Origin of the sequence: Brachyspira innocens ATCC 29796 (assembly GCF_000384655.1) — a bacterium.
GTDB lineage: Bacteria > Spirochaetota > Brachyspiria > Brachyspirales > Brachyspiraceae > Brachyspira > Brachyspira innocens.
On sequence record NZ_ARQI01000086.1, the window covers coordinates 1 to 24,681 of the forward strand.

The window sequence follows — 24,681 nt, forward strand, 5'->3', positions numbered from 1 at the left end:
TGGGAGAATTGATTTTAAAAACTTATTTCAAGAAAAATCCATCATTTTAAAAAAGAAAGTTTTCGTCCCCCTACGAGCGTAGCGAAGTGCCTACTTGGCACAAGCGTAGCGCAGTGTGGGAATTGATTTTAAAAACTTCCGTAGTACAAAAAGATGGGTTTCACCTATATACGTTTTCGTCCCCCACGAGCATAGCGAAGTGCCTACTTGGTGTGTGGGAATTGATTTTAAAAACAAAAATAATTAAGATTAAAAAAGAGGCTTATCACCGTTTTCGTCCCCCTACGAGCGTAGCGAAGTGCCTACTTGGTGTGGGGGAATTGATTTTAAAAACCCCGTCCATTAGTCTGTAAATTTATTGTAAATTATACCTAATATTTATTTACAAATCATTAATTACTATTATCTTTCTTCATATATATCTTTTTTATATCTATATGTAATTATAAAGCCAAAATGTAAATTACCTTTACAGTCGTCGACCTATAAAAACATAATATATATATTATGAAGTTTACAAAAATTATACACTTTATACTCAATGTCAAAGAGCTTACCCTCATTAGTATAATACATTTTACATACTTTTGCAACCAGTTTTTATATTAAATAGATTTTATACATATATACTTACACAAAAATATTACTGCTTACAATAAATTTACTATTGAAAATATTATACATTTATAATATAATCTTCACTATTAATTAACATAATATCGGAGTTTCTATGCCTGATAAAAGAACGATATTAAACGGTAACGGCGTAGGTGATGATGTGGCTATAGGAAATTCTTTTCTTTATACACCTTCACTAAGTACACCTGTTTATAAAATCGAAGAAAGTGATGTAGAAGAAGAATATAAAAGATTTGATGAAGCTATTAAAAAATCAATAAAAGAAATTGAAGAACTTCAAAATCATGTAGATAATAATATTAAAAATATTCTCTATACCCATATATTAATGCTTCAGGACAGAGTAATAATAAGACAAGTTAAAGAAGAAGTAAAAGCAAAACTATTTAATGTAGAGCATATATACGATACAATAATATCTGGATATCTTGATAAACTATCTTCTGTTAATAATAAAATGCTCTCTGAAAGAAGCAGCGATATAGCAGACATAAAATCAAGACTGATAAGAAATCTAATACAGCCTAATTCTGGAGATTATTCTCAAATACCAGAAAATTGTATTATAATAGCAAAGACGCTTACTCCAAGCGATGTACTAAAGTTTAACAGCATAGGAGTATCAGGATTTATAATAGAAAGCGGAGGATATACTTCGCATGCTGCTATACTTGCCAAATCATTCGGCATAACAACTATATTTAATATAGCCGATATATCAAGCAAAATAAAAAACGGAAGAAAAATAATAATAGACTGCAGAAGTAATATTGTAATTATGAATCCAAACGAAAAGGATATCGCCAACTACACTATACTTACAGAAAATATAAAACAATTCAAAGAACAGTCTATAATAGATGCAAAAGAAAAAGCCTTAACAAAAGATAATATAGAAATAAAAGTTCATGCCAATATAGATATACCAGAAGAAACAGAAAATTTATTAAAACATGGTGTAGATTCTATAGGACTATACAGAACAGAGTTTTTATATATATTTTCAGAAGAAGATATTGCTACAACACTTCCTAGTGAAGAAACTCAATTTAAAGTATACAAAAATATAGCTTCCAAAATGAAAGGAAGAGTTGTAATAAGAACTTTGGATATAGGTGGAGATAAAATATCCCCTGCCTTGGGACTAAATTTTAAAGAGGATAATCCATTCTTGGGCTGGCGTGCTATAAGATTCTGCTTATCAAACAGACAGTTATTTAAAGACCAAATAAAAGCATTACTCAGAGCTTCGCATTATGGAAATATAGAAATTATGATTCCTATGATAAGCACTTTAGAAGAGTTTATCGAAACTAAAAAATTTATTGAAGATATAAAAGAAGAATTGAGAAAAGAAAATCAGCCGTTTAATGAAAATATAAAAATAGGAGTTTTAATAGAAACACCTTCTGCTTCAGTAATAATAGACTTAATAATAAAAGAAGCTGACTTTTTATCAATAGGATCTAATGATTTGGTTCAGTATATGATGGCCTGCGACAGAACTAATGAGAAATTATCATATTTATATAACCCTATAGATATATCCGTTTTAAGAGTATTAAAAAGAGTAATAGAAACAGCAAATAAAAATAATAAGCCTATAACATTATGCGGTGAAATGGCTAGTGTTGCTATGTATACTCCTGTTCTTCTTGGTCTTGGAATAAGAGAACTTTCTATGTCTGTTACTTCTATCGCTAAAATAAAAAATCTTATAAGAAGTATAACTATAGAAGAATGTACAAAATTAGTAAATGAAATGCTTGAAAAATGCGACAACAATTTTTCTAAATCAATTTTAAATAGTTTTATTAAAAAAATAGATATAAAAAATTATAAAGGTATAAGTGAATGAAAAAAATTTTATTAATATTAATGGCAGCATGCATATTAATATCATGCAAAGTAACAAAATCTATAGATGAATACCAAAAATTAAAAACAATAGAAAAAACAGAAGATTATGGACCTTTAGGAGATTTCTTAAAAACACTGCCTAAAACTGAAGAAGAAAATGCTCAATCTCCATACAATGAATTAACAGCCTTTATTAAAGGAAGAAATCAAATATTATCATCAAACTACAAAGAAGGTTTTGAGACTTTAGCAAGATTTTTATTCACATATCCTTCAAGCTATTATGAAAGCGAGGCGTCTTATTTACTAGGTCAGGCTTTAATATACATGGTAGAAAATGAACCTTTATATATAGAAGAGTTTTATACACAGTTATTATCAGAAGGAATAGTTGAAGGCGAAGAGAATAACGATGATAATGTTACAAATCTCACAGCTTCTTTAAATAACATATACAGTCAGTTAGGAATTGTTGTAAAAGATGGAAAGTATTCTTTTAATGGATATACTTTTGACAGAATACTTCAAGATGAAGAAAGTGTTTTTCCATTAAAAGATTTCGCCTACTATTTCAGCATAAGACATAGATTTAGTAATATAGAAAATGAAAATGACAAAGCAAAATTTATCACTAACATAACATACCTAAAAAGATTTTCTGAACGATACAGAACAAGTGTATTACAAGAAAGCATATTAAATAATAAATCATATTTTCCAGATGTTCTTCCATTTGATTTAACTGCTAATGAGAAAAAAAACTATAATGATACTGTAGAAGCTGTAAAAAACAGAATAGAAGGTATAAAAGCAGCATATGAAGAAGAGTATTATGTAATAGGAAATGGTATTATCATAAGAGACAGAATACCTGCTGTAACTTCAGGAACAGAAAAGGAACTTTACAAACTATACAATTATGATTTTGTAACTGTATTAAATAAAACTAATGTATACAATGCAAAAGAAAGACAAAGAGAGGATTGGGCTTTAGTAAGATATGATACATACTACGGACCTATAGTGGGCTGGAGCTATTTAAGATATATGACTAATAATATACAAAATATTGAAGATATATTTGAAAATTATAAATCAGCTATGAACTCATATAAAAATTATGATTATTTAAAATCTTCTGATTTCTTCTCATATATATTAAACAGTCCTGAAACAAATTACTTTACAGATAAATCAGTATATTTTCTCTGGAAAGTTAATAACAAAATAGGCGAACTTGTAAGCTCTAAAAACAATCCTTATTATGAATATGTACTAGATTATCCTAAATATTTTTATTATAATACCAATAATAATGTGCTTCAAAGCTCTACCCTATTATATAACTATTTAATAAAAATACTACCTACCAACCCGTACAGATTTGTTATAAGCGGAGACAGTGAAACAGAATACAGTGTGGATTAATTTTTTATAAGTATTATTATACTATTATTAACAATATTCTATACTTCATAAAAAAGATATTTAATGTTATAATATTTTTTAAACTTGAATATGGAATATAAAAAATGGAAATAATTAACAATAAAACAGAAAGCGAAACATTATTAAACTGCTTTAGAATAAAAAAAGTTGAAGAAATCGATATATTAGTTGGATACTGCCGATATAGTGCATTTTATGATATAGCAAATGATGAAACAGCTAGAGATACATTTTTAAAAGCAAATGTAAAAATAATAGTAGGTATGAATATAGACAATAAGTCTAAATGTATATATAGCAATTTCCAAAATGAGAGCAATGAAAAAGAAGATATAAATAAAACAATAAATGATTTTTTAGATTATACAATATCAGAAAAAAATACAAAAAATATAAAAGTTATAGAACTGTTTAAAGAGAAATGTAAAAACTCTACTCTCGAAATAAGAAAAACAAAAGAAGATAATCATGGAAAATTATATTTATTTAAATACTTAAAAAAAGAAAATGAAACTTCATTTGAAGATGGACTATTTTTAACAGGCTCAAGTAATTTTTCTCATAAAGGTATTTATGAAAGAAGAGAATTTAATATACTTGGATTTGAATATTTTAAAACTTTATATGATTTTTTTAGTAAAGAATGGGAAGAAGCAGAAACAATATTAAACAAAGAAAATGAAAAAGAATTCTTTGATAGAGTGGGAATAAAAGATAAAGAAGAAATAAAACAAAATAATAATGACGCTAAAGAAACTAATAAATACCCTACCCCTTATGAAATATATTTAAAAGTTATATATGAATATTTTAATTTTTTTAGCAATGAAAAATTATTATTTACACCCAAAGATTTCAATTATTCAAATTATAAATATCAGATAGACGCTATAAAAAGCGGAATTAAAAGTATTATGACATATGGCGGGGTTTTAATATCTGATGTCGTAGGGCTTGGAAAAAGTATAATAGCTTCGGCAATAGCTAAAAATTTGATTGAAATAAAAGCTGTTGAAGAAATTATAATAGTGTCTCCTCCAAAAATAATATATTCTTGGGAAAATTATAATGCAGAGTTCAAATTAAATGCTGTGATAAAAAGTGTTGGTAAATTAGATGAATTATACGAATATGTGAAGAATCATAAAAAAACAAGACTTATCATAATAGATGAAGCCCATAGATTTGTAAATAGCAAAACCGAATCTTACAATATTATAAAAAATATATGCTCAGCAAATAAAGTTATGCTTCTTACCGCAACTCCTATGCATAATACAACTTCTGATATATTTTCTTTAATAGATATATTTGACAGAATGCTCACTACAGATAAAAGTATAGCAGAAATCAAATCATCTATTCTAAAAGAAGAGCGAATTATAAAAAGCAAATACAAAAAAGATGATAATGAAAAAGAAACTAAAGAAAAAATAAAAGATATATCAAAACAAATTTTAGGTTTGATTAATCCTATAATAATAAGAAGAACAAGAAAAGATTTAAAAGAGGATTTGGAATACAGAAAGGATTTAGAAGAGCAAAAAACAGAGTTTAATAATGTAGAAGACCCAAAACTTCATGATTATAATTTAGGCGATATATCAAAATTATACTCTGATACATTTGAAAAAATTACTCCAAATGATGATGAATATAATAATAAAGAAAATGATAAAACTCTATTTGATGATAACAACAATAATACTGAAATAAATAATAATAAGTTCAAAGCTGTACGTTATGAGCCTTTAACTTATCTTAAATATACTACGATAGAAGAAAAGAAAAATGCTGATAAAATAATAGAATATGTATACGGAGAAAATATTAATGCAGACTTTGCCTCCACTTCTTCAAGAAACCTTACTAAATTTATGAAGCATCTGCTTGTGAGAAGATTTGAAAGTTCTCTTTATGCTTTTAAAAAAAGTATAGATAATATGATATATAAATACGAAAACATAAAAACTTGGATTAATAAAGATTTATACCCTATTTATAAAAAAGGTGATACTCTATATATAGAAGATTTCTTTTCATATGATGAATCATCAGATGATGAGAACGATATCGAATATGATGAAGTATTAGATTTTAATAAGGCAAATAAAAAAATTAAAGATGTAAAAATAATAGAAAATGTTAAAGAAGTTTTAGAAGATAAATTTTTTGAAGATTTTGAAAACGATTTACAAATATTAAAACAAATAAAAAAAAATTGGGATAATATATCATCAGATAAAGATAAAAAATTCATTAAACTAATAGAAGAGTTAAAAAAATTCAAAAAAGAAAATGATAAAAGAAAAATTATAATATTTACAGAGTTTAAAGATACAGCGGATTATTTATATGAATCTGTATATAAAGATGATGAATTAAGAGAGTTATTTAAACCTATAAAATCAACATCACAGTCAAAAAACAGAGATATAATAGCCGCCAATTTTGATGCTTCTTTAAATACTGATAAACAAGAAGATGATTATTTTTTACTAATAGCTACTGATACACTGTCAGAAGGTATCAATCTTCATAGGGCTGGTATAATAATAAATTATGATATTCCGTACAATCCTACAAGAGTAATACAGAGAGTGGGACGTATAAACAGAATAGGTAAAAAATTATTTGATAAAATATATATACATAACTTTATTCCTAGACTTGAAGCTCAGAAAGATATAAAGAATTGGCAGATATCTAATTTTAAATTAAACTTGATAAATGCTATATTCGGAAATGATACAAAAATATTAAAAAAAGATGATGAAATTAATTCGCTCTTCTCATTAAAAAGAGAAAATGAAATTCTAACTGATGATGATATAAGCTGGGATAATGAATACAGAGATGTTTACAACAAATTAAAAAATGATGATAAACTTCTTGAAAGAATAAAATCAATAGAAAATAATATAGTAATAAGACGAGAGTCAAATTTCAGCGGTTTATTAGAGATAATACAATCAAAAAATGGAGTATTCGGTTCTCTATTAAAAAACTCAAAAATAGATTTTAATATAGAAAATATATTCAAAACTCTAAAAGCTGATAAAAATGAAAAATACGTTCCCCCAAGCGAGAATATAAAAAACTTTGAAGATGAATTAAAAAGAAGAAAAAATATTAAAAAGTCTGCAAGCAGCCATAGCGGACTTAATAATTTTTATCAATATCTTGACAATGATGAGGATAGAGATTACGTAAAAAAATTGATAAATATTACAGAAAATAAATACTTATCTGATAAAACGATAAAAGATATAGAGAAAGCATTAAAATCAAAAAGCGGCTGTTCTGTAAAAATACTTCAGAATATTATATCTCTTAATGAGGTAAATGAAAAGTTCAATTATTCTTCAAACAATCTTCAAAGCATATACGAAGATTCATATTTGATAGTAAAAGAAGAGTTCAGCAAATATAATAATTAAAAATAAAAAAGTGATAGATATAAAAAATATATCTATCACCTATAATATATAATTAATTTTAAGGAAACAGCTTATAATCTGAATATTGCAGTTGCCACTTTAAAAGCAGTTTCTAAATCTAAAAGATATATAGTATTATTATCTATATCCTGATTTTTAAGCCATTCATTCATATCATTCTTTGACCCAAAGAAATTCATGATATTTCAGCAGGTGCTAGCCCAATTCTTATTTTTATTTAAATCAACATGTATTACATGTATATCATCAGGCGAATGTTCAGCAATACATCTGTCTTTAATTCTTACATATATTTTTTCGCCAGTCTGACTGCATATAGAATTAATTTCAGTATCCTGATGAAACAAACTGTAAGATCCAAGTGCATCTATAGCACACATAGAACAGAATTCTCTTCCGTCAGCAAGCTTTACCCTATGGTTAGTTTCCATAGCAGATACAGGATAAAGAAAAGCAACATCATCGCCACTTAAAGTGATAATTTCTTTTTCAAGCAGAGTTTTATACAAACTTTCATCGCCACATATTTTTATAGCTTCATCTTTGTTAATAGTACAGCCTGTATCTATAACCCTATTCATTAATCTTAATCTGGCATTCTGTATATCTGAAGGTAAATTATGATATTTATCAGATATACCATATCTCTCCATAAAATCAGTATCAAACATAAAGAATCCTTATAAAGTTATAACCTGTTCAACCCCGCTTCCTTCCAAAGCTTTATATAAGTCTGGGAAACAACCTATACAAGCACCATCTATAAGTTTGTCATCAATGCCTCTCTCTATAGCACATATATTGCATGCCATAAGAAGAATTTTTTTGCTTTCTAATACTTTTGCAAGTCTATCTCCAACACTGCTTCCTTTTGTAAGAAGGAAAGTATTGTCTGCAAAAAACATCATACCAACAACTTCCGCACCATGTTTATCATTTAATAATTGCGGAACTATCATTTTATCCAAAATCATATGCGAATTTTGGCTGCTGAAAATATAAGCTACTTTCATTTATTTACTCCTTCAAAATATTTATATTTATATATTAAAGAAAATTACTTATACTGAAACAGGCACTTTATTGATAAAAGCCTTTTTAACATTATTAGTAAGTTCTCTAACACATTCTATATACTCTTCACTATCTCTTTCTCTAGGGTGTTTAATATCTATTCTTATATCAGCTACTATCTCACCCTTATTTAAGCTCATAACAATAACCCTATCGCTCATATAAACAGCCTCAGAAACATCATGCGTAACCATAAGTATAGTACTGTTACTTTCTTTAACTAACTGCAAAAGCTCATTTTGCATATGCTCTCTCATCTGCAAATCTATGGCTCCAAGCGGTTCATCTAAAAGCAGTATTTTAGGATAAGGTGCTAATGCCCTTACAACAGCTACCCTCTGCTGCATTCCGCCCGATAAAGAAATAGGATACTTTTTCTCATGACCTTTAAGATGAGACATTTCAAGAAGCTCTTCCAAACGTTTTTTCTTTTCTTCTTTGCTCATCTTTGAAAATTTAAGAGAATAAAGTATATTTTTCTCAACATTCATCCAAGGAAATAATGCATAATTCTGAAAAACATACCCTCTGTCAGAAGAAGGTTTTTCTATTCTCTCTCCTTCAAGCAATACCTCTCCCGATGTTGCTCTCTGAAAACCTCCTATTATAGTTAAAAGCGTGGTCTTACCGCAGCCTGAAGGTCCAAGCAAAGTTACAAACTCACCCTTTTCCACTTTAAAACTAATGTCTTTTAATACCTCAACTTCAGAAGATTTTTTTGAAGTTTTAAAAGATTTGCATACATTATTTACTTCAAGAATTGCCATTTTTAAATCTCCAAGAAGTTAATATTTTTTCTAATATAACAAGCACCCTATCCATACTAAATCCTATAATAGCAGATACTATCATAAGAGCATAAAGTTTAGGTGTTTCAAGTCTCTGTTGGGCTTCAACCAATATAAATCCAAAACCTTTACTTGTAGCAATAAACTCGGCACAAATAACACTCATCCAGCCTAGCCCCAAAGCAAGTCGGCATCCAGTCAAAAATGAAGGCAAAGCACCGGGAAAAATTATATCAAACATAATATCTATATTTCTAGCCCCCATACTTCTAGCAGCATTAATATAGTTTGGGTCAATTCCTCTAACTCCGTCTATAGTATTTATTATAAGCGGAAATATAGCACTCATAGTTATTAAAAATATAGTAGGTCCGTCTCCAAGACCAAACCATACTATTGCTAATGGTATCCAAGCCATTATGGGAACTTGTCTTATAGAGTTTATAATCGGAGAAATAGCCAAAAGTATAGGTTTTGAATATCCCATAATAAGACCTAAAGGCAAACCTATTATACAAGCTATAATAAATCCTCTAAATACACGCTCTAATGTTATAAGCAAATTTTTAACAGTATAAGGGTCTACCCAAGAAAGAAAAAATTCTTTGCAGGTTAATAAAAAATCTGGAAGAAGTAAATTATTATCTATCTTTTTGGCAAGAAAATACCAAACTATCATTATAACTATAAGCACAGAAACACTATAAAATTTCATAAAAATACTATTTCCAGCATTCCCCAAATTTATAACTCTGCTTTTATTTTGCTGAACTTGACGCCCATTGTTTTCCATATATTCATTTCTCCTTCTGAGTTTGAAATATCTAAATAACTAATAAGTATATTAGATAATATTGTATCATTTTCTATATCATCAACAGCTTCATTGTAAACTTTGATAAAATCATTAAGAATAACAGTACCTTTTAGTTTTTTTGAAGCAACCAAATAATAATCGGATTCTTCTGTGTCTATTTTTTTAAATCTGGCATTTTTTATTTTTAAAGCCAATATAATATCAATAAAAATAGCATCAACAGTTTTTTTCTCTAAAGCATAAGGCAGTGCAGTTACAAGCATAGGATAATAATTAGAATTAGAGTACTTACATTTAAGCAAAGCCTCCTGAAGAAGCCTTTTATTCATATATCCTATATTTTTAGGTTCAATATTATTATCATAATCCTCATTATAATAAACCAATATATTAGAACCTTTAACTATAGAATCCACTATATAATAATTTGTATCAGTATAAATTAATTGAAATGCTGCATCTGGACATAAAACAGCCATATCTACCCTTCCAGATATAAAAGCAAACTCAGCCTGAGAACCGCAGCAATCCAAAAACTGAACATAATCAATATTTGAAAACTCTATATTAGAATCTTTATCATTTATTATATAATCGAAAAGCATTCCAGAAGCATCATTGCCGCATGCCACTGTAATTTTATCTTTATTTCTATAGTTTAATGAAGTTTTATAGTTTTGAAATAAGATGAAACATATTATAAAAACAATACTAAATATAATAATATATTTATTTCTTTTTATTATATGCCCCATCTCATTCCTTTATTACTATATATAACTTATTATTATATTTTCACACTTTAGGTTCTTCTTTAATATTATCTACTTCTACGGCTTTAGCTCTCCATTCTTCATAACTCATACCAAGAGGGAATATAGGGTCAACTTCTTCTTTGAGAAATACATCAAAATCTTTAGCTCCGCAATTGTCAAAGTATGATAAATCTATATAATCATCTATATCAAGAGAGTTAATATCATCTCTTACACCTAATCTTTTCATAGTTTTCATTTGGTTATGAACATAATCTCTGTTTAATTTCCAAGTTATAGTTCTTCCTTCTTCATTAAGTTTTTTCCATAAAGTCATAAGACCAACTTCTAAAGGAACATTATAATTTTCAGCAAATATTTGAGCTGCTTTATAAGGGTGAAGATACATATATTCTATAGACATAGCATGAGCAAGAAGTATACGTTCTGCCAATTTTGGATGAGCTTTAGCAAATTTATAATTCATACAAACTTTACAGCAAGTTCCATGTCCGTCTATTTCTCTGTCGGTATTTTGTCTTTTTAATATTTTACCAGTATTCTCATATTCAGCCATAGAACCCCAAGGATCGCAAGTATCATATCCATCTAATTGACCTAATTTTAAAGCAAAATAGGCATCAGAATCACTCATAGCAAAGTTTTCATAATTAGTGATATTTCTAGGTATGTTTAACTGTTCTGACCATTCTGCCCAATTTAAATTTTCTGTTTCTGGATTTGCCCCTACACATATTTTTTTATTTAAAAGGTCTTCTGGGCTATCTATATTCTTAGCAACAACGAAATATTCAGCTCCTCCTGTATGATTTTCTGCTGCTATAAAAAGAGGTACTTTATTTTTTACAGCATTTAAAGTAGTTGTAAAACCAGCATATGCCATATCCATCTGACCCGCACTCATAGCCTCTGGTACATTACCATTACCTGTTACTGTAACATTCAAACCTAATGCTTTATATATACCACTATCCTCACCTATGCAAGCCGCTGTCATATGATCGCAATCATAATACCCCAAATTAATTTTATATTTTTTATCAGCATCGCTTAATTCTTCCAAATTATAGTCATCAACTATAGCCTGTACATCTTCAGGTATTTGAACTGCTTCTTTAGAATTATTTCCGCTTCCGCATGAAAGCATCATAATAAACATAAACAAAATAATCATAGTCTTTTTCATTATTGTTCTCCTTAAAAAATTATATATATATTATTTTTTTAACAGCAATCTTCCATTCCGTTTTCAAATAAACTTATAAACTCTCCATTTTCAAGCCTATAAACAGCAAAACCTATATGTGCCCCCTTTTTACCAGACACCAAAATTTCATTAGGTACTTTTTCATCTATATTATAAAACTTCATAGTATAACTCTCTATAGGTGCAGGTATAGGAGATGTCATTAATATTTTTCCGCTGTTATAGTCTTTATATATACCAATCAGTTTATTTGAATACTTAGACTCTCTGTAAATTATTATTAAATCATCTTTATCATCACCGCTGAAATCACCCTCTAAAAATGTAAGAAGTTCTTTTTCAGAGTATTCTTTCATATAGGCTTTGTAAAGCTCATTATTATTTATGCCTTCTGCACTTTTTATATCCTGTGTATTATCACCGCATGAAACAAATATAAAAACACATAAAACAAAAAGTAATCTCAGCATTGAACTTCTTTTTCCCTATTTACAATCAGCTTTATTTTCTTTACTATTATCAAAAACCATGAATATAAGCCCATAAATAAAACTGCAATAGCACATATATTCTTAAACCAATCTGGAAAAGTGATATTTATATTATTGGCTATTTCTATCTGCTTACTAGAATTTGATAAATCAAAGATGGGCGTAAAATTATCCGTTAATAAAATATTTGTAATGTAACCTATCAAGATACCAAAGAAAAGCATAGAAACAAGATATATGATTAAAGTTCTCTTACCTATGAGCTTATATATGCTGATTAATTCGGAAATATTGGTTGCTACCCCTGTAATCAAAAATGTTATTGCTATACCTGGTGAAGCACCTGCAGATATTAAAGCTGCTATTAATGGTATATGACCTAAAGCACATACATACATCATACAGCCTACTAAAGTTATACCTAGTATTGATACTAATTTGGGGTTGCTTAAATACTGCATGACAAATGACTGAGGAACAACCGTTAATAGCACTGCTCCAAATAAAGTACCTATTAAAATAAATCTGCTTATTTCTATTCCAAGATTATTAAATCCCCATAAAATACCATTGTATAATTTTTTGTACCAAGGCGTTTTATCTACATACTTGGTTTCTGGGATTTTAATATTCATACTTTGCAATTTCAAAACTTCAGGTGATATTAATTCTTTACCGCCGAAAGTATTTCCTAATATTCCTATTATTAAAGGAAGAAATATTCCGCATAATATATATATAATTGTAATTTCTTTGCCTAACATAGCAAAAGCAACTATTATCGCCGCTGGGTTAATTATTGGGGTTGATACCAAAAATGAAAGTGTAGGTCCTAAATAGGCACCTGTCCTGTATAAACTTAATGCCAAAGGAAGCACTCCGCAGCTGCATATAGGAAGAATTGCTCCTGATATTGTAGTCTTTATTAAAGAAGATATTTTTTTATTGCCTATTGATTTTTGTAGTACCTGCGGACGAACAAAAGCATGTATTATTCCAGATAATATTAAACTTATGACAATCCATTCAGAACTTATTAGGAGAAAGTCCCAAAATACATACAAAAAATTCATTATCATAATAATTTTATTAAGCGTTTTGTGCTTCTAGTGCCTTTTTAATTTCTTTTTCTATTAATTTTTTGCTTAAGACATCGTATCTGTCTTTTCCGTTTATAATTAATGTGCCTCTGTCTACCATTCCGTATTTTTCTAAATAATCAAAATCTTTACCTGCATAATAGAGTTTTACTTCTATTTGGTCATTATACTGTTTTTGTAATTCGTTTAAAAATGATGAGTAGCCGTCACAGGTTGGGCAGGTATTAATAAATTCAACTAATACTTTAGACATAAAAAATCCTTATAAAATGTTAATAAAACTTAATTTCAAAAAATAAAAAACTAATATAAAAATTTCTTTAAAAAATAATTTAATTTGATTATTATTGTTAGATATGATTTTTAGAATATACGCACGGTATATTATAGAGAGTGTGTCTCGGGAAAAGCGTACTGATTAGTAAATAAAGTTAGCTTTAAATTATTAATTATACCCTATAAATGATATGTGTATATTAACACAAATTATAGTAAAGTCAATTAAATATTATCACTTTTTATTTTCAAATAAAACATTTTTTAATACATTAAAACTATGTAAAATATTGTTTATTTTTATGATGATTTAATATATTATTAGTATTAATATTTAATTTCTTTTAAGGAATACATATTATGAAAAAAAATAATAGTGTGAAAAATGTTAATACTCAAAATAATAATTTTAAATTTGATGTGCCTTACAATAAACAAAAATGGGCTGAGCATTTTGGAGAGAATTTTAAAGAAGAATATGGCTCTGTGGCTGGCGAAGATGAGATAATCGAAAAGAATAAAGATTTTTTAAATAGAATTATTTGGATTGGGGATTTGAATATAAATGAAAATGAAGTTATCGGGGTGTTTGAAGTATATATAAAAAATACTAGGCTTGCTAGCAGAGTAAAAATTTCTAGAATTTGCAGCAAGATATTAATGTCTGGTAGTTATGGTAAGGGTATATTTTTTATACTTTATGAGGATAATAAAAATAATTATAGGGTATCGTATGTAAAGCATGACAAGACTGGTATAAAAGGCGAAAATGGTCTTATCATAATGAAAGATGATTACAGTAATCCTAAGAGATATACTTTTTTGCTTGGGGAGGGAATAAAGGTACATACGCCAGCAAGCAGGATTACAAGCGATATTTTTGGAAGTGTTGAGAGTATAGAAAATGCTTTTAGTGTGGAGGGTGTTAATAAGGAGTTTTATAAAGGGGTTAAGGAATATTTTGAGAAGATACATAATGATATCATAAAATATTTTGATAAGGACGAAAACAAGGCTAAAGAGTTTGCATTAAGGTTTTTGGGACGTGTGCTTTTCTGCTGGTTTTTACGGGAGAAAGAATTGATACCGAATGAGATATTAAACAGCGGTGTTTTTGAAAATCTTAAATACAAGAAAAATTATTACAGCGATGTGCTTGAGGATTTGTTTTTTAATGTTCTTAATATGGATATGGAGAAGCGTAAATTTTCAAAAGAGAGAGTGATATATAATTATGAGAAGGCTATACCATTTTTGAACGGGGGATTATTTTCAAAGAAAGAGGACGATGAGGCGGTAAAGAGTATAGATGATGAGATAATAAAGGGGTTGTTTGAATTTTTTGAGATGTATAATTTCACGGTTGATGAGAGTGCCCCTTTTGATGTGGAGATAAGCATAGACCCAGAAATGCTGGGACGTATTTTTGAAAATCTGCTTGCGGAGATAAACCAAGAGACAAAAGAGAGTGCGAGAAAGGAGACGGGATCATTTTATACGCCTCGTGAGATTGTGGACTATATGGTAATGGAGGCTATAAAACTTTATCTGTATAAGAAAATGCCCGATATGGTGAAAAACAAGATTGACAGGATTTTTGATGTTGATGAGAGCGTAAAATATACAGACGAAGAGCGAAAGGGTATTTTGAAGAATATACATGACATGATAATATTAGACCCTGCCTGCGGAAGCGGTGCTTTTCCTTTGGGGATACTACAGAGGGTTTTTAATGTGATTGATAAGCTAGACCCTAATCATGAATATTATAAAAATTATGTTATTGATAAGCTGCCTTCTGGGGCTAAGGCTGAGTTTAAAAAATTGTATGATGCAAAGAAATTCAGCTATGCGTATAAACTTGATATACTTCAGAGTATGATACATGGGGTGGATATACAGCCTATAGCGATTGAAGTTAGTAAATTGAGGGCGTTTTTATCTTTGGTAGTTGATGAGAAAAAAGAGAAAAAAGAGCATAATTTGGGTATTAGAACTTTGCCGAATTTGGAGTTTCAATTTCTTTGCACCAATGCGTTAATAGGGGTGGATTTTAATATAAAGAAAGGAACTTTTGAGTACAGCGTATTAGAGGGCATAAAAACAATGATGAAAAATATATCTGAAATGTTTTATGTGGCTTCGTCTTTGGAAGAAAAAGAGAGGGTAAAAATAAAATTTGAAGAGTTTCGGGAGTTTGTAAAAAATTCTGCTTTTATAGATGAGAGTATAAAAGCGAAAATTTTGTCTTGGTGTCCGTTTGACAATAAATCGGCTGAGTTCTTTTCGCCTTTGGTGCAGTTTGGTATTGATAGGGATTTTGACATTGTGATAGGAAATCCGCCTTACTTGGAAGCTAGAAATTCTATATTTACAGAAGAAATGAAAAATAATTATCAAAATGATATCATTCATAACTTCCCTAAATATAAACATTTACTAGGAAAAGGTATGGATTTATCATTGTATTTTTATGTCAAAGGTTCTAAACTTATAACAGAAAATGGTTTTACCTGTTTTGTATGCACTAATTCTTGGCTTTCTACAAAATATGGAATTAGTTTTCAAAAATTCCTATTAGAAAATAATTCAAATATAATATTGATAGATACTGATTTTAAACAGTTTAGTACCGCAGCTATCAATACTATTATATCATTTGTATATCCTAGTAGTGAAAGTAAATTGACTTTAAAATATTATAAAAATGATTTTTCTGATTCAAATAAAAAATATTGCTATACTATTAATGATAAAGAATTATTATCTAATTATAAATGGAGTATATTATTTAATGATAAGCTAAACATTTTATTATCGATATTAGAAAAAATGTCAAAAGGTTTAACAGTTGATAAAGTAGGTTTAAAATATGGTCAGGGTTTGAATGGGTATAAAGTAAGCGATAAAGGTACTATACCATTTTATCATAAAGAAAAACCTAATTTTAGTTTTAGTAACTTTACCCATAAAATAGATGAACTAAAAACAAAACGTACGCCTCCAATATTTATAATGCCTAGAGGAATTGCATATTCTCATTATTGTTGTTTCAATAAAGCAAAAGCATATTCTGATAGTTATGTAGAAATTTCAGGAGATGAAAACTATTCAGATGTTAATAAATTAGATGATAAAAATCTCATTAGTATTTGGTTATTTTATAATTCTACTTTAGGTTGGCTTTTAAGAGAGATAACAGGAAGAAATAATTTAGGAGGCGGTTTATTAAAAGCAGAAGCCTTTGATTTGCAAAATATTCCCTGTATATTCAATATTGATTTAAAGAAAGCTAAAACATTATATAAAAAAGTTGAAAATATAAGTATACTAAATTATAATGAAGAAATTAATACAGAACATCACAAGGAAATAGATAATATAATTTTTGATAGTATAAATTTAAACAATGAAGAAAGAGAATATATAATATCAAAATTTATTGAGGTTATAGAACAAAGAAAAAGTAAAAGTAATACTAATAAAACATGATTTTTTAATTAGAAAGTATTATTAAATTTATAATATAATCAGTTTTTCATTGAGTATTGAAGTTTTTCATTTTTAAGTTATTATATAAGTAATTAAGGATATATCTATGTTAGAAATAAATGATAATGAAAAAAAAGTATTATACATATTGCAAAAATTTAAAGATAAAAGTATAAGCATATTAGTACTTATAAAATTATTATATTGCTGTGAATTAAAAAGTATTTCAAAAAATAAAAAAAGATTTACAACATATAATTTTAAACATTATAAATTTGGTCCTTTTATAAATTTATACGACACTGTTAATACATATTGTAATTTAGATATTAAAGAAAATGGAGATTTAGATTATAATGATCTGCATAATATAAAAGATATCTATAAAACTATAAATATATCTGAATTTAACAAAGAAGATCAAGAAATTCTAAATGAAGTAGTTGAAAAATGGCATAAGGCATGTTCTACTGGTAAATTTTCTGGAAATACTTTAGACGGTCTTATGAATTATGTATATATGACACCACCACTTTTTGAAACAAATTATGATGAAATTATAGATTTAGATAGTTATATAGGTCAAACAATAGATAAAATATATTTAAGTAAAACTCAATTAAGAAGTATAAAGAAAAAAGCTAATAAATATTCTGATTTATTTGATGAGATATCAAAGGTATTACAATGAATAATTTTGATGAGAATTCTACTGATGAAATTTATGGAGCTTTATGTCAATTATCTAGAGATTTTGTAAGTGTATATAAAAATTTTTATCCTAGAGAGGAAAATAAAGCTATTATTTTAAATAAAAATATTTTATTAGAAAGAGTAAAGAAAGCTAATAGCTTAGATGATAATAATAATTATATTTATTCTAACATAGAAAAATTTATAATAATAATAGAAAAACCAAATAAGCTATTTATAAAATATATGATACCTGAGCATAAACATGAATTATTAAAAGAATTCCAAGCATATTTAACAACAGAATTAAAAATTTCTCCTAATCAGTTAAGAAAATTAATAGAACAAAAACATAATAATCAAATATAATTTGTTTAATTTAATACAAGAAGAAATATAATTTTTTGTTTAATGTTGGGTAATCAGCCGCACGTATAGGGGACGTTTGATAAGGTAAAGCGTTACCGTGCGGGAAGCCCCCGACCGTAGGGAGTGCGTTAGCTAGGCGAGTAGTAATCAGCCGCATACCTAAAGGTACTTCCTTCGGTCGCATTAGGGGGGCGTTTTATGAGGCGTATGGGAATACTGAAGTAAGAGATGCAAAACTGTATTGAAAATAGGTATCATAAAATAATAAAAAATGAAACAGTATAAATATTTATTGATATAGTGTAAAAAACAAGTATAATATTTTTAATATTGATTAATTTTTTATCTAATAATATAGATTGATTTTTTTTATCTAATATTATAATATATTTTTGGTATTTATCATCAAATACTACATTTGTAAATAATTTTGAGGAAATATAAAATTGAAAATAAGAGAACTATCTAGGATAAGCGGAATTTCGCCTGCTACAATCTCTAGAATGCTAAAAGACCCAAATTCTGTAAAAGAATCTACAAGAAATAAAGTTAATAATATATTAAAAAATAACGGCATGGATAAATGCTTTAGTCTAAAGTGTGTAAAAAGAGTGATATTAGTTATTCCAGATTTGAGCAATACTTTTTATTTGGATTTGTTTAATGGAATAGTTTCGGTGGTTCAAAAAAATAATATACCTTTTGAAATATATTTAACTAATGAATCTATAGAAGAAGAAATAAAAATTTTCTCAAGAATAGAAGAAGATAAAGGTATAGGTGTAATATGGGTTCCAGCTTCAGATAAAAGAGATAAACTGCCCTATAATAAAAATACTAATATCATATCATTGGTAGATAGAAATTTAGAATTTGAAGATATATATATAAAAAATTTGTCTAATAACTTTAGTGCTTCAAAAAAAGCTACTGACTTATTAATAGAAGGCGGAGCTAGAAATCCTATAATAATAACAGGAAGTTTGAATCTAAGCAATGCCCAAGAAAGAAAAGATGGATTTTTGGAAAGCATAAAAAATCATAACTTGGATAATGGTATTAATAGAGTTTATTACGGGGATTTTAATAACAGCTACAGCGGCTATGATATGGTAAAAACTCTAGTAAGAGAAAAAGTTGAATTTGATTCTATCTTGGCAGCCAATCAAATATTAGCAATAGGAATATTAAAAGCATTAAGAGAATTAAAATTATCAATACCTAATGACGTATCAATAATTACTTTTGATAAATTAGTAAATCTTTACCCATCATTATACTATGAAAATGATAATATATCAGAAGTTGTATTTCCTGCTTTTGACATAGGAGTTAATGCTACAAATGTACTGCTTGAACAAAAAAGTCTAAATACTCCAAAACAGATATATAATTATTCTGCCCAATTTCATTTAAGAGGCAGCGAAAAAAAATAATTTTTAATATAAAGCCTTAATATTATATTGTTGTTATTAATATGTTCTATGCTATAATTAAATAAATTTTATACTTGGAATATATATGAATAACAAACTTATAGAAAGAAGCAAGTTAGATAATCTGCTGTCAAAATATAGAAAAGAAAATAAAAAAATAGTATTTACAAACGGCTGTTTTGATATACTTCATCGCGGACATGTAGAATATTTACAAAAGGCAAGAGAACTCGGAGATTTGCTCGTACTAGGACTTAATAGTGATAATTCGGTAAAACGCTTAAAAGGTAATGACAGGCCAATAAATAATGAAACAGACAGAGCTATTGTTTTATCAGCTTTGGAATGTATTAATTATATATCGATATTTGATGAAGATACACCGCTTGAACTTATCAAAATAGTTAAGCCTGATATATTAGTAAAGGGCGGCGATTATAAAATAGAAGATGTTGTCGGAAGAGAGTTCGCTAAGGAAACTGTGCTTATAGATTTTGTAGATGGATATTCTACTACCAATATTATAAAAAAAATTAACAGTTAAAAATAAAATTATAGGAGTTATTAATATGATTATAGTAACAGGAGGAGCTGGATTTATAGGCTCTAATATTGTAAGAGGATTAAACAATTTGGGCATTGATGATATATTGATTGTAGATAATCTTAAAAATGCCTCAAAACACAAAAATTTAAATAGAATTAAGTTTAAAGATTATATAGATAAAGAGGATTTTGATGCTGCCTCTTTTGTAAATGGAAATAAAATAGAATCAATATTTCATCAGGGTGCTTGTTCTGATACAATGGAGACAGACGGTAAATATATGATGAAAAATAATTATGAATATACTAAAAATATTTTGCATGTATGTTTGGATAATCAAATAAGACTTTTTTATGCCTCAAGTGCTTCAGTATATGGAAACGGAGATAACGGCTTTGAAGAAAACGAAAAAAATGAATATCCTTTAAATGTTTATGCTTTTTCTAAATATCAGTTTGACAGATATTTAAATAAATTATTCCAAGAAAATAAGGTTCAAAGTCAGGTAGTTGGACTTAGATATTTTAATGTTTACGGTCCGCAGGAAAATCATAAAGGAAGAATGGCTTCTGTTGCTTTTCACTTGTTTAATCAAATAAAAGCAGGTGAAAAAATGAAAATATTTGAAGGAAGTGAAAACTTTTTAAGAGATTTTATACATATTGATGATGTAGTATCAGTTAATAATTTCTTCTTTGAAAATGAAAATAAATCTGGTATATTTAACTGCGGTACTGGAAATGCTGAAAGTTTTGTAGAAATAGCAAAGGCTTTTAGAGAGATTTACAAATCTTCTGAAATAGAATATATAGGATTTCCAGATGCTTTGAAAGGCAAATATCAAAAATACACTCAGGCAGATTTGAAAAAATTAAGAGCAGCTGGATACAATAAAGATTTTATGAATGTTAATACAGGCGTAAAAAAATATGCAGAAGTTTTGGAAAAAAGCGGCGGATATTTAATGTAAATAATAAAAAAAGTATAAAAATGCTTTTACTATTATAAACTAATGTGCTTTTATATATTATAATAAGTTTATACTGAAAATTTTTAAGTTTGTCAATTTTTTATTGTTCTTTTTGCGGCGGGCTGTACCTGTGGCAACAAAAGAAGTGGGGTATGGGGAAAATCCCCATATATTAAAAACAAAATACAACCTTATTTTTGACAAATTATAATTGTTTAGGTATATATTAGGATTTATATTATGAAAAAAACTATATTTATTTTAGTATGTATGATGATATCTGCATTACCTTTGTTTTCGCAAGACCCTGAAGAAGCTGGCAAATTACTTGAATTAATAAATTCCGAAAGAAAAAAGGCTGGACTTTATGAGTACCAAACAAATGAAGAACTTCAAAATGCAGCAGCAGTAAGAGCTGAAGAAATATCAAAAGTCTTTGAATCAAAAAGACCAGACGGAAGCGAAATGCATACTATATATGCAGAAAACGGTATAAGAGCAGCATATTATGGAGAATCCATAAGAACAGGCTATGAAACAGCAAGCGGTATATTCAAAGCTATGATTAAAGACCCAAGCGATTCATCTTCTATATTAGATATGGATTATACTCATATAGGTATCGGAATATACAAAAATGCCAAAAACACGTATTGGGCTATACTTTACTGTTCATTAGCAGAATAAATATTTTAGGAGTAAAACTGTATGAAAAAAATTATTTTTATTTTTTGTATGATAATGTCAATGATTTTTATATCATGCGAAGATGACAAAGTAGAAAAGAAAATTGATAAAGTAACCGACAAGATAGAAAAGTCAATGGATAAAGCGGAAAAAAATATGGAAAAAGCAGGTGAGAAAGCAGAAAAGGCATTAGATGAAGCAGGAGAAAAAATAGAGAATCTTTTTGATTGATTATTAATATTTTGTTGTGAAAAATAAAAAAGGCTTAAGTTTTTATTGAACTCAAGCCTTTTATTATTGCTATTTTATAACAATTTATTATTTTTTAGTAAATGTATCAGAAGATTCATCTGTTAATTGTAATGAAAATAATGAATAGTCAACTTCTTTAAGATACGCCCTGTCCTCTGCTACCTTTTCAATCTGTTTTCCTATCGTATCTACATCTTTATAATGAACTATGTAACCTTGACCTGTCATTGTAAGAGCATTGTTTTCAAATTTTAAAGTATCTTTTTGAGATATATTATAATATTTTTCAGCCTCTGTTAATACAATTATTTCTGCCTCTTCAAAACTTATTGTACCTGTAGAAGGTGTATTATTTTCCAAAGAGTTTATATTTAATATATATTCATTTTCAGACACTTTTATTAATTTTTCAGTATATCCTTTATGATATATGACATTACCATTTTGAAGTTCTATATGAACAACTATTCCATCAGATTTAATCTCAAATCCATAATCATTTATACCATCACTTATATAGTACACCCCAACATAATCGCTTGGTATATATCCGCTTACTTCTTTTAAATTAGCATTTACATTATCACTATTAACTTGCCCAGATAATGATAAACTTCCGCCGCTTAAATTAAGCGATACATCTACAGTATTCATATCAGAAGCACTTTGAGCAAACATTACTGATTTTGCAGCTGCTGATGAAGTATTATCATATTTTATAGTAGGCATTTGACCTTTTATTTGGTACTGTGAATCGGATATTTTTGTAACCATTTCTTTTTTTATAGTTAATAAAACATTATCCATATTCATATAAATACTTCCATCTTCATTGATAGATAAAGCAGAAGCATTTCCAAATGTTCCGAATGTGAAATTACCTGTAAAAGATTGAGAATGACCTGTATTATTAGGATTAGTAGTATTTGGGGCTGTAGGTTTCTTTTCGCAGCTAATGCCTAATATAGATAACAGCATTATTAATGTAAGTAAAAGTTTTTTCATATTTTTCTCCTTAAAAATTATTTTTTTATTTATTAACTATTATTAATACTTATATAATTAAACTAATAAAGTCTTTCAATTTTGAACTAAATTAAGCCTTTTATTTATATTTTATTTTTTTATCCAATTCCATTTTGCATATGCCTCAGTTTGTTCCTCTACTTTAAATTTACTGTAATCTATTTTATCAAGATAATTAGTATCTGCCATAACTTTATTAATTGCATCTTCATAATATGAAGTGTCAGTATCATTATATTTTGATGATACACTATAATATTCTTCTATTAATTTATTATCACTGAACGTAATCCTATTTTTTATAACTACATTATAATATTTCAATGCTCTTTGTGATATAAGTATTTCAGCTTGACTTTTATCAATACTTCCAGAAAACTCTTTAACAGGAATAATTAAATTATATATATTATCACTTTCTTTGATAAGATAAGCATTTCTATTATCTTTAGTAATAATTTCACCCGTATTAATGTCATAAGAAGTGAAGTATACATCTCCATTATCTTTCACTTCATATTCATATTTCATTTCTGCTCCTTCCATTTCTTCTAATGTATATATACCAGCATATTTAGCATTAAATGTGTTTCCAGTTCCTGTGAAATTAACGTTAATTTTTGAATTATATATTTCACCAGATAATGATAAATTATTATTTATAATATTAAGCTCTATGTCTATATATGATGAATTAACCTCTGAAAGATTAATATTTTCATTATTTAGCACTGAATATTTGGCAGCAGAGTTATTATCAATATTTGGCATATTACCTTTTATCTGATATTTAGTATCAGATAATTTATTCACCATATTTTTATCCACTTCTATAATAAAATTATTTAATGTCATATAAATAGTATTATCATATTTAATACCCAAAAATGAAACATTGCCAAAGTTACCAAATGTAAAACCTCCGCTAAATGAATTCATAACTTTACTATTTTGATTATTTGTTGTAGGGTCTGTAGGTTTCTTTTCGCAGCTAATGCCTAATATAGATAATAGCATTATCAATGTAAGTAAAAGTTTTTTCATATTTTCTCCTTAAAAAATATATTTATTAAATTTTTATTAATTAAAATTTTTGCAATGACAAAAGATATGATATTATTGATTAAGTATGTATTTTTAATTGATATATTATTATTGAAAACTATAAATTTATAGTGGAGCTTGGAGCTTGGAGCTTGGAGCTTGGAGCTTGGAGCTTGGAGCTTGGAGCTTGGAGCTTGGAGCTTGGAGCTTGGAGCTTGGAGCTTGGA

22 protein-coding genes are annotated in these 24,681 nt (G+C 27.6%); 11 read left to right on the forward strand and 11 right to left on the reverse strand.

Annotated features, from left to right (window positions below):
• Positions 1 to 730: 730 nt before the first annotated feature.
• The 3 genes from ptsP to F811_RS0103485 all read left to right on the forward strand — a co-directional run bounded on the left by ptsP (position 731) and on the right by F811_RS0103485 (position 7,388).
• Positions 731 to 2,497, forward strand: coding sequence for a phosphoenolpyruvate--protein phosphotransferase (ptsP, locus tag F811_RS0103475; protein WP_020003900.1), 1,767 nt, complete (start codon positions 731 to 733; stop codon positions 2,495 to 2,497).
• Positions 2,494 to 3,927, forward strand: coding sequence for a hypothetical protein (locus F811_RS0103480; protein WP_020003901.1), 1,434 nt, complete (start codon positions 2,494 to 2,496; stop codon positions 3,925 to 3,927). Before ptsP ends, F811_RS0103480 begins: the two co-directional genes overlap by 4 nt.
• 104 nt (positions 3,928 to 4,031) lie before the next feature.
• Complete coding sequence (locus tag F811_RS0103485; protein ID WP_020003902.1) at positions 4,032 to 7,388, forward strand: helicase-related protein; 3,357 nt, start codon at positions 4,032 to 4,034, stop codon at positions 7,386 to 7,388.
• Between the two features lie 71 nt (positions 7,389 to 7,459).
• Here F811_RS0103485 and saoL read toward each other — a convergent pair whose 3' ends face one another.
• From saoL to saoT, 9 genes are read right to left on the reverse strand one after another with little or no spacing between them, the layout of a single operon-like run.
• Positions 7,460 to 8,080 (reverse strand): MerB-like organometallic lyase SaoL, encoded by a 621-nt coding sequence (gene saoL / locus F811_RS0103495; RefSeq protein ID WP_245555828.1) that lies wholly within the window; start codon positions 8,078 to 8,080, stop codon positions 7,460 to 7,462.
• A 9-nt stretch (positions 8,081 to 8,089) separates the two neighbouring features.
• A complete protein-coding gene (gene saoD / locus F811_RS0103500; RefSeq protein ID WP_020003905.1) occupies positions 8,090 to 8,422 on the reverse strand; it encodes a DsrE-related protein SaoD in 333 nt (110 codons plus the stop codon).
• 48 nt (positions 8,423 to 8,470) lie between these two features.
• Positions 8,471 to 9,250, reverse strand: a complete 780-nt coding sequence (gene saoA, locus F811_RS0103505) for an ABC transporter ATP-binding protein SaoA (protein ID WP_020003906.1) — start codon at positions 9,248 to 9,250, stop codon at positions 8,471 to 8,473.
• The gene (gene saoP, locus F811_RS0103510) at positions 9,237 to 10,064 is read right to left on the reverse strand and encodes an ABC transporter permease subunit SaoP (RefSeq protein ID WP_020003907.1); all 828 of its coding nucleotides are present in this window, start codon (positions 10,062 to 10,064) and stop codon (positions 9,237 to 9,239) included. The genes saoA and saoP overlap by 14 nt, the downstream gene beginning before the upstream one ends.
• Positions 10,016 to 10,843: an ABC transporter substrate-binding (seleno)protein SaoB gene (saoB, locus tag F811_RS0103515; RefSeq protein WP_020003908.1), complete on the reverse strand. Its 828-nt coding sequence runs from the start codon at positions 10,841 to 10,843 to the stop codon at positions 10,016 to 10,018. Before saoB ends, saoP begins: the two co-directional genes overlap by 49 nt.
• Before the next feature lie 40 nt (positions 10,844 to 10,883).
• Positions 10,884 to 12,050 (reverse strand): ABC transporter substrate-binding subunit SaoX, encoded by a 1,167-nt coding sequence (saoX, locus tag F811_RS0103520; protein WP_020003909.1) that lies wholly within the window; start codon positions 12,048 to 12,050, stop codon positions 10,884 to 10,886.
• Positions 12,051 to 12,088: 38 nt separating this feature from the next.
• Entirely contained in the window at positions 12,089 to 12,541 is a 453-nt protein-coding gene (saoC, locus tag F811_RS0103525) for a Cys-Cys-COOH (seleno)protein SaoC (RefSeq protein ID WP_020003910.1), read from the reverse strand.
• Positions 12,535 to 13,641 carry an efflux transporter SaoE gene (gene saoE, locus F811_RS0103530; RefSeq protein ID WP_020003911.1) on the reverse strand — a complete coding sequence of 369 codons (1,107 nt, stop codon included), beginning with the start codon at positions 13,639 to 13,641 and terminating at the stop codon, positions 12,535 to 12,537. The genes saoC and saoE overlap by 7 nt, the downstream gene beginning before the upstream one ends.
• Positions 13,642 to 13,651: 10 nt before the next feature.
• Positions 13,652 to 13,915 (reverse strand): thioredoxin-like (seleno)protein SaoT, encoded by a 264-nt coding sequence (saoT, locus tag F811_RS0103535; protein WP_020003912.1) that lies wholly within the window; start codon positions 13,913 to 13,915, stop codon positions 13,652 to 13,654.
• A 383-nt stretch (positions 13,916 to 14,298) separates the two neighbouring features.
• On the opposite strand from saoT, the gene F811_RS16705 reads away from it, so the two are divergent.
• The 8 genes from F811_RS16705 (at position 14,299) to F811_RS0103575 (ending at position 22,363) form a co-directional block, all read left to right on the forward strand.
• The gene (locus F811_RS16705; protein ID WP_020003913.1) at positions 14,299 to 17,430 is read left to right on the forward strand and encodes an Eco57I restriction-modification methylase domain-containing protein; all 3,132 of its coding nucleotides are present in this window, start codon (positions 14,299 to 14,301) and stop codon (positions 17,428 to 17,430) included.
• A gap of 106 nt (positions 17,431 to 17,536) precedes the next feature.
• A complete protein-coding gene (locus tag F811_RS0103545) occupies positions 17,537 to 18,121 on the forward strand; it encodes a type II toxin-antitoxin system antitoxin SocA domain-containing protein (protein WP_020003914.1) in 585 nt (194 codons plus the stop codon).
• Positions 18,118 to 18,492: a hypothetical protein gene (locus F811_RS0103550; RefSeq protein ID WP_020003915.1), complete on the forward strand. Its 375-nt coding sequence runs from the start codon at positions 18,118 to 18,120 to the stop codon at positions 18,490 to 18,492. Before F811_RS0103545 ends, F811_RS0103550 begins: the two co-directional genes overlap by 4 nt.
• Before the next feature lie 446 nt (positions 18,493 to 18,938).
• Positions 18,939 to 19,928 carry a LacI family DNA-binding transcriptional regulator gene (locus F811_RS0103555; protein ID WP_020003916.1) on the forward strand — a complete coding sequence of 330 codons (990 nt, stop codon included), beginning with the start codon at positions 18,939 to 18,941 and terminating at the stop codon, positions 19,926 to 19,928.
• A gap of 85 nt (positions 19,929 to 20,013) precedes the next feature.
• Positions 20,014 to 20,472 (forward strand): D-glycero-beta-D-manno-heptose 1-phosphate adenylyltransferase, encoded by a 459-nt coding sequence (gene rfaE2, locus F811_RS0103560; protein ID WP_020003917.1) that lies wholly within the window; start codon positions 20,014 to 20,016, stop codon positions 20,470 to 20,472.
• Positions 20,473 to 20,497: 25 nt separating this feature from the next.
• Complete coding sequence (gene rfaD, locus F811_RS0103565; protein WP_020003918.1) at positions 20,498 to 21,445, forward strand: ADP-glyceromanno-heptose 6-epimerase; 948 nt, start codon at positions 20,498 to 20,500, stop codon at positions 21,443 to 21,445.
• 240 nt (positions 21,446 to 21,685) lie between these two features.
• Positions 21,686 to 22,132: a CAP domain-containing protein gene (locus F811_RS0103570; RefSeq protein WP_020003919.1), complete on the forward strand. Its 447-nt coding sequence runs from the start codon at positions 21,686 to 21,688 to the stop codon at positions 22,130 to 22,132.
• Between the two features lie 21 nt (positions 22,133 to 22,153).
• A complete protein-coding gene (locus tag F811_RS0103575) occupies positions 22,154 to 22,363 on the forward strand; it encodes a hypothetical protein (RefSeq protein WP_020003920.1) in 210 nt (69 codons plus the stop codon).
• Between the two features lie 87 nt (positions 22,364 to 22,450).
• Here F811_RS0103575 and F811_RS0103580 read toward each other — a convergent pair whose 3' ends face one another.
• On the reverse strand, positions 22,451 to 23,389 hold the full coding sequence (locus F811_RS0103580; protein WP_020003921.1) for a hypothetical protein: 939 nt from the start codon (positions 23,387 to 23,389) through the stop codon (positions 22,451 to 22,453).
• Between the two features lie 111 nt (positions 23,390 to 23,500).
• Complete coding sequence (locus F811_RS0103585) at positions 23,501 to 24,454, reverse strand: hypothetical protein (RefSeq protein WP_020003922.1); 954 nt, start codon at positions 24,452 to 24,454, stop codon at positions 23,501 to 23,503.
• Between the last annotated feature and the right edge of the window lie 227 nt (positions 24,455 to 24,681).

What these genes read in the sequence shown, in the direction of transcription:
- F811_RS0103485 (WP_020003902.1), top strand. Translation starts at nt 4,032, where the DNA reads ATGGAAATAATTAACAATAAAACAGAAAGCGAAACATTATTAAACTGC.
- F811_RS0103545 (WP_020003914.1), top strand. Translation starts at nt 17,537, where the DNA reads ATGTTAGAAATAAATGATAATGAAAAAAAAGTATTATACATATTGCAA.
- saoB (WP_020003908.1), bottom strand. Translation starts at nt 10,843, where the DNA reads ATGGGGCATATAATAAAAAGAAATAAATATATTATTATATTTAGTATT.
- ptsP (WP_020003900.1), top strand. Translation starts at nt 731, where the DNA reads ATGCCTGATAAAAGAACGATATTAAACGGTAACGGCGTAGGTGATGAT.
- F811_RS16705 (WP_020003913.1), top strand. Translation starts at nt 14,299, where the DNA reads ATGAAAAAAAATAATAGTGTGAAAAATGTTAATACTCAAAATAATAAT.
- F811_RS0103580 (WP_020003921.1), bottom strand. Translation starts at nt 23,389, where the DNA reads ATGAAAAAACTTTTACTTACATTAATAATGCTGTTATCTATATTAGGC.
- rfaD (WP_020003918.1), top strand. Translation starts at nt 20,498, where the DNA reads ATGATTATAGTAACAGGAGGAGCTGGATTTATAGGCTCTAATATTGTA.
- F811_RS0103480 (WP_020003901.1), top strand. Translation starts at nt 2,494, where the DNA reads ATGAAAAAAATTTTATTAATATTAATGGCAGCATGCATATTAATATCA.
- saoP (WP_020003907.1), bottom strand. Translation starts at nt 10,064, where the DNA reads ATGGAAAACAATGGGCGTCAAGTTCAGCAAAATAAAAGCAGAGTTATA.
- saoD (WP_020003905.1), bottom strand. Translation starts at nt 8,422, where the DNA reads ATGAAAGTAGCTTATATTTTCAGCAGCCAAAATTCGCATATGATTTTG.
- saoT (WP_020003912.1), bottom strand. Translation starts at nt 13,915, where the DNA reads ATGTCTAAAGTATTAGTTGAATTTATTAATACCTGCCCAACCTGTGAC.
- saoE (WP_020003911.1), bottom strand. Translation starts at nt 13,641, where the DNA reads ATGATAATGAATTTTTTGTATGTATTTTGGGACTTTCTCCTAATAAGT.
- saoC (WP_020003910.1), bottom strand. Translation starts at nt 12,541, where the DNA reads ATGCTGAGATTACTTTTTGTTTTATGTGTTTTTATATTTGTTTCATGC.
- F811_RS0103575 (WP_020003920.1), top strand. Translation starts at nt 22,154, where the DNA reads ATGAAAAAAATTATTTTTATTTTTTGTATGATAATGTCAATGATTTTT.
- rfaE2 (WP_020003917.1), top strand. Translation starts at nt 20,014, where the DNA reads ATGAATAACAAACTTATAGAAAGAAGCAAGTTAGATAATCTGCTGTCA.
- F811_RS0103570 (WP_020003919.1), top strand. Translation starts at nt 21,686, where the DNA reads ATGAAAAAAACTATATTTATTTTAGTATGTATGATGATATCTGCATTA.
- F811_RS0103585 (WP_020003922.1), bottom strand. Translation starts at nt 24,454, where the DNA reads ATGAAAAAACTTTTACTTACATTGATAATGCTATTATCTATATTAGGC.
- F811_RS0103550 (WP_020003915.1), top strand. Translation starts at nt 18,118, where the DNA reads ATGAATAATTTTGATGAGAATTCTACTGATGAAATTTATGGAGCTTTA.
- saoA (WP_020003906.1), bottom strand. Translation starts at nt 9,250, where the DNA reads ATGGCAATTCTTGAAGTAAATAATGTATGCAAATCTTTTAAAACTTCA.
- saoX (WP_020003909.1), bottom strand. Translation starts at nt 12,050, where the DNA reads ATGAAAAAGACTATGATTATTTTGTTTATGTTTATTATGATGCTTTCA.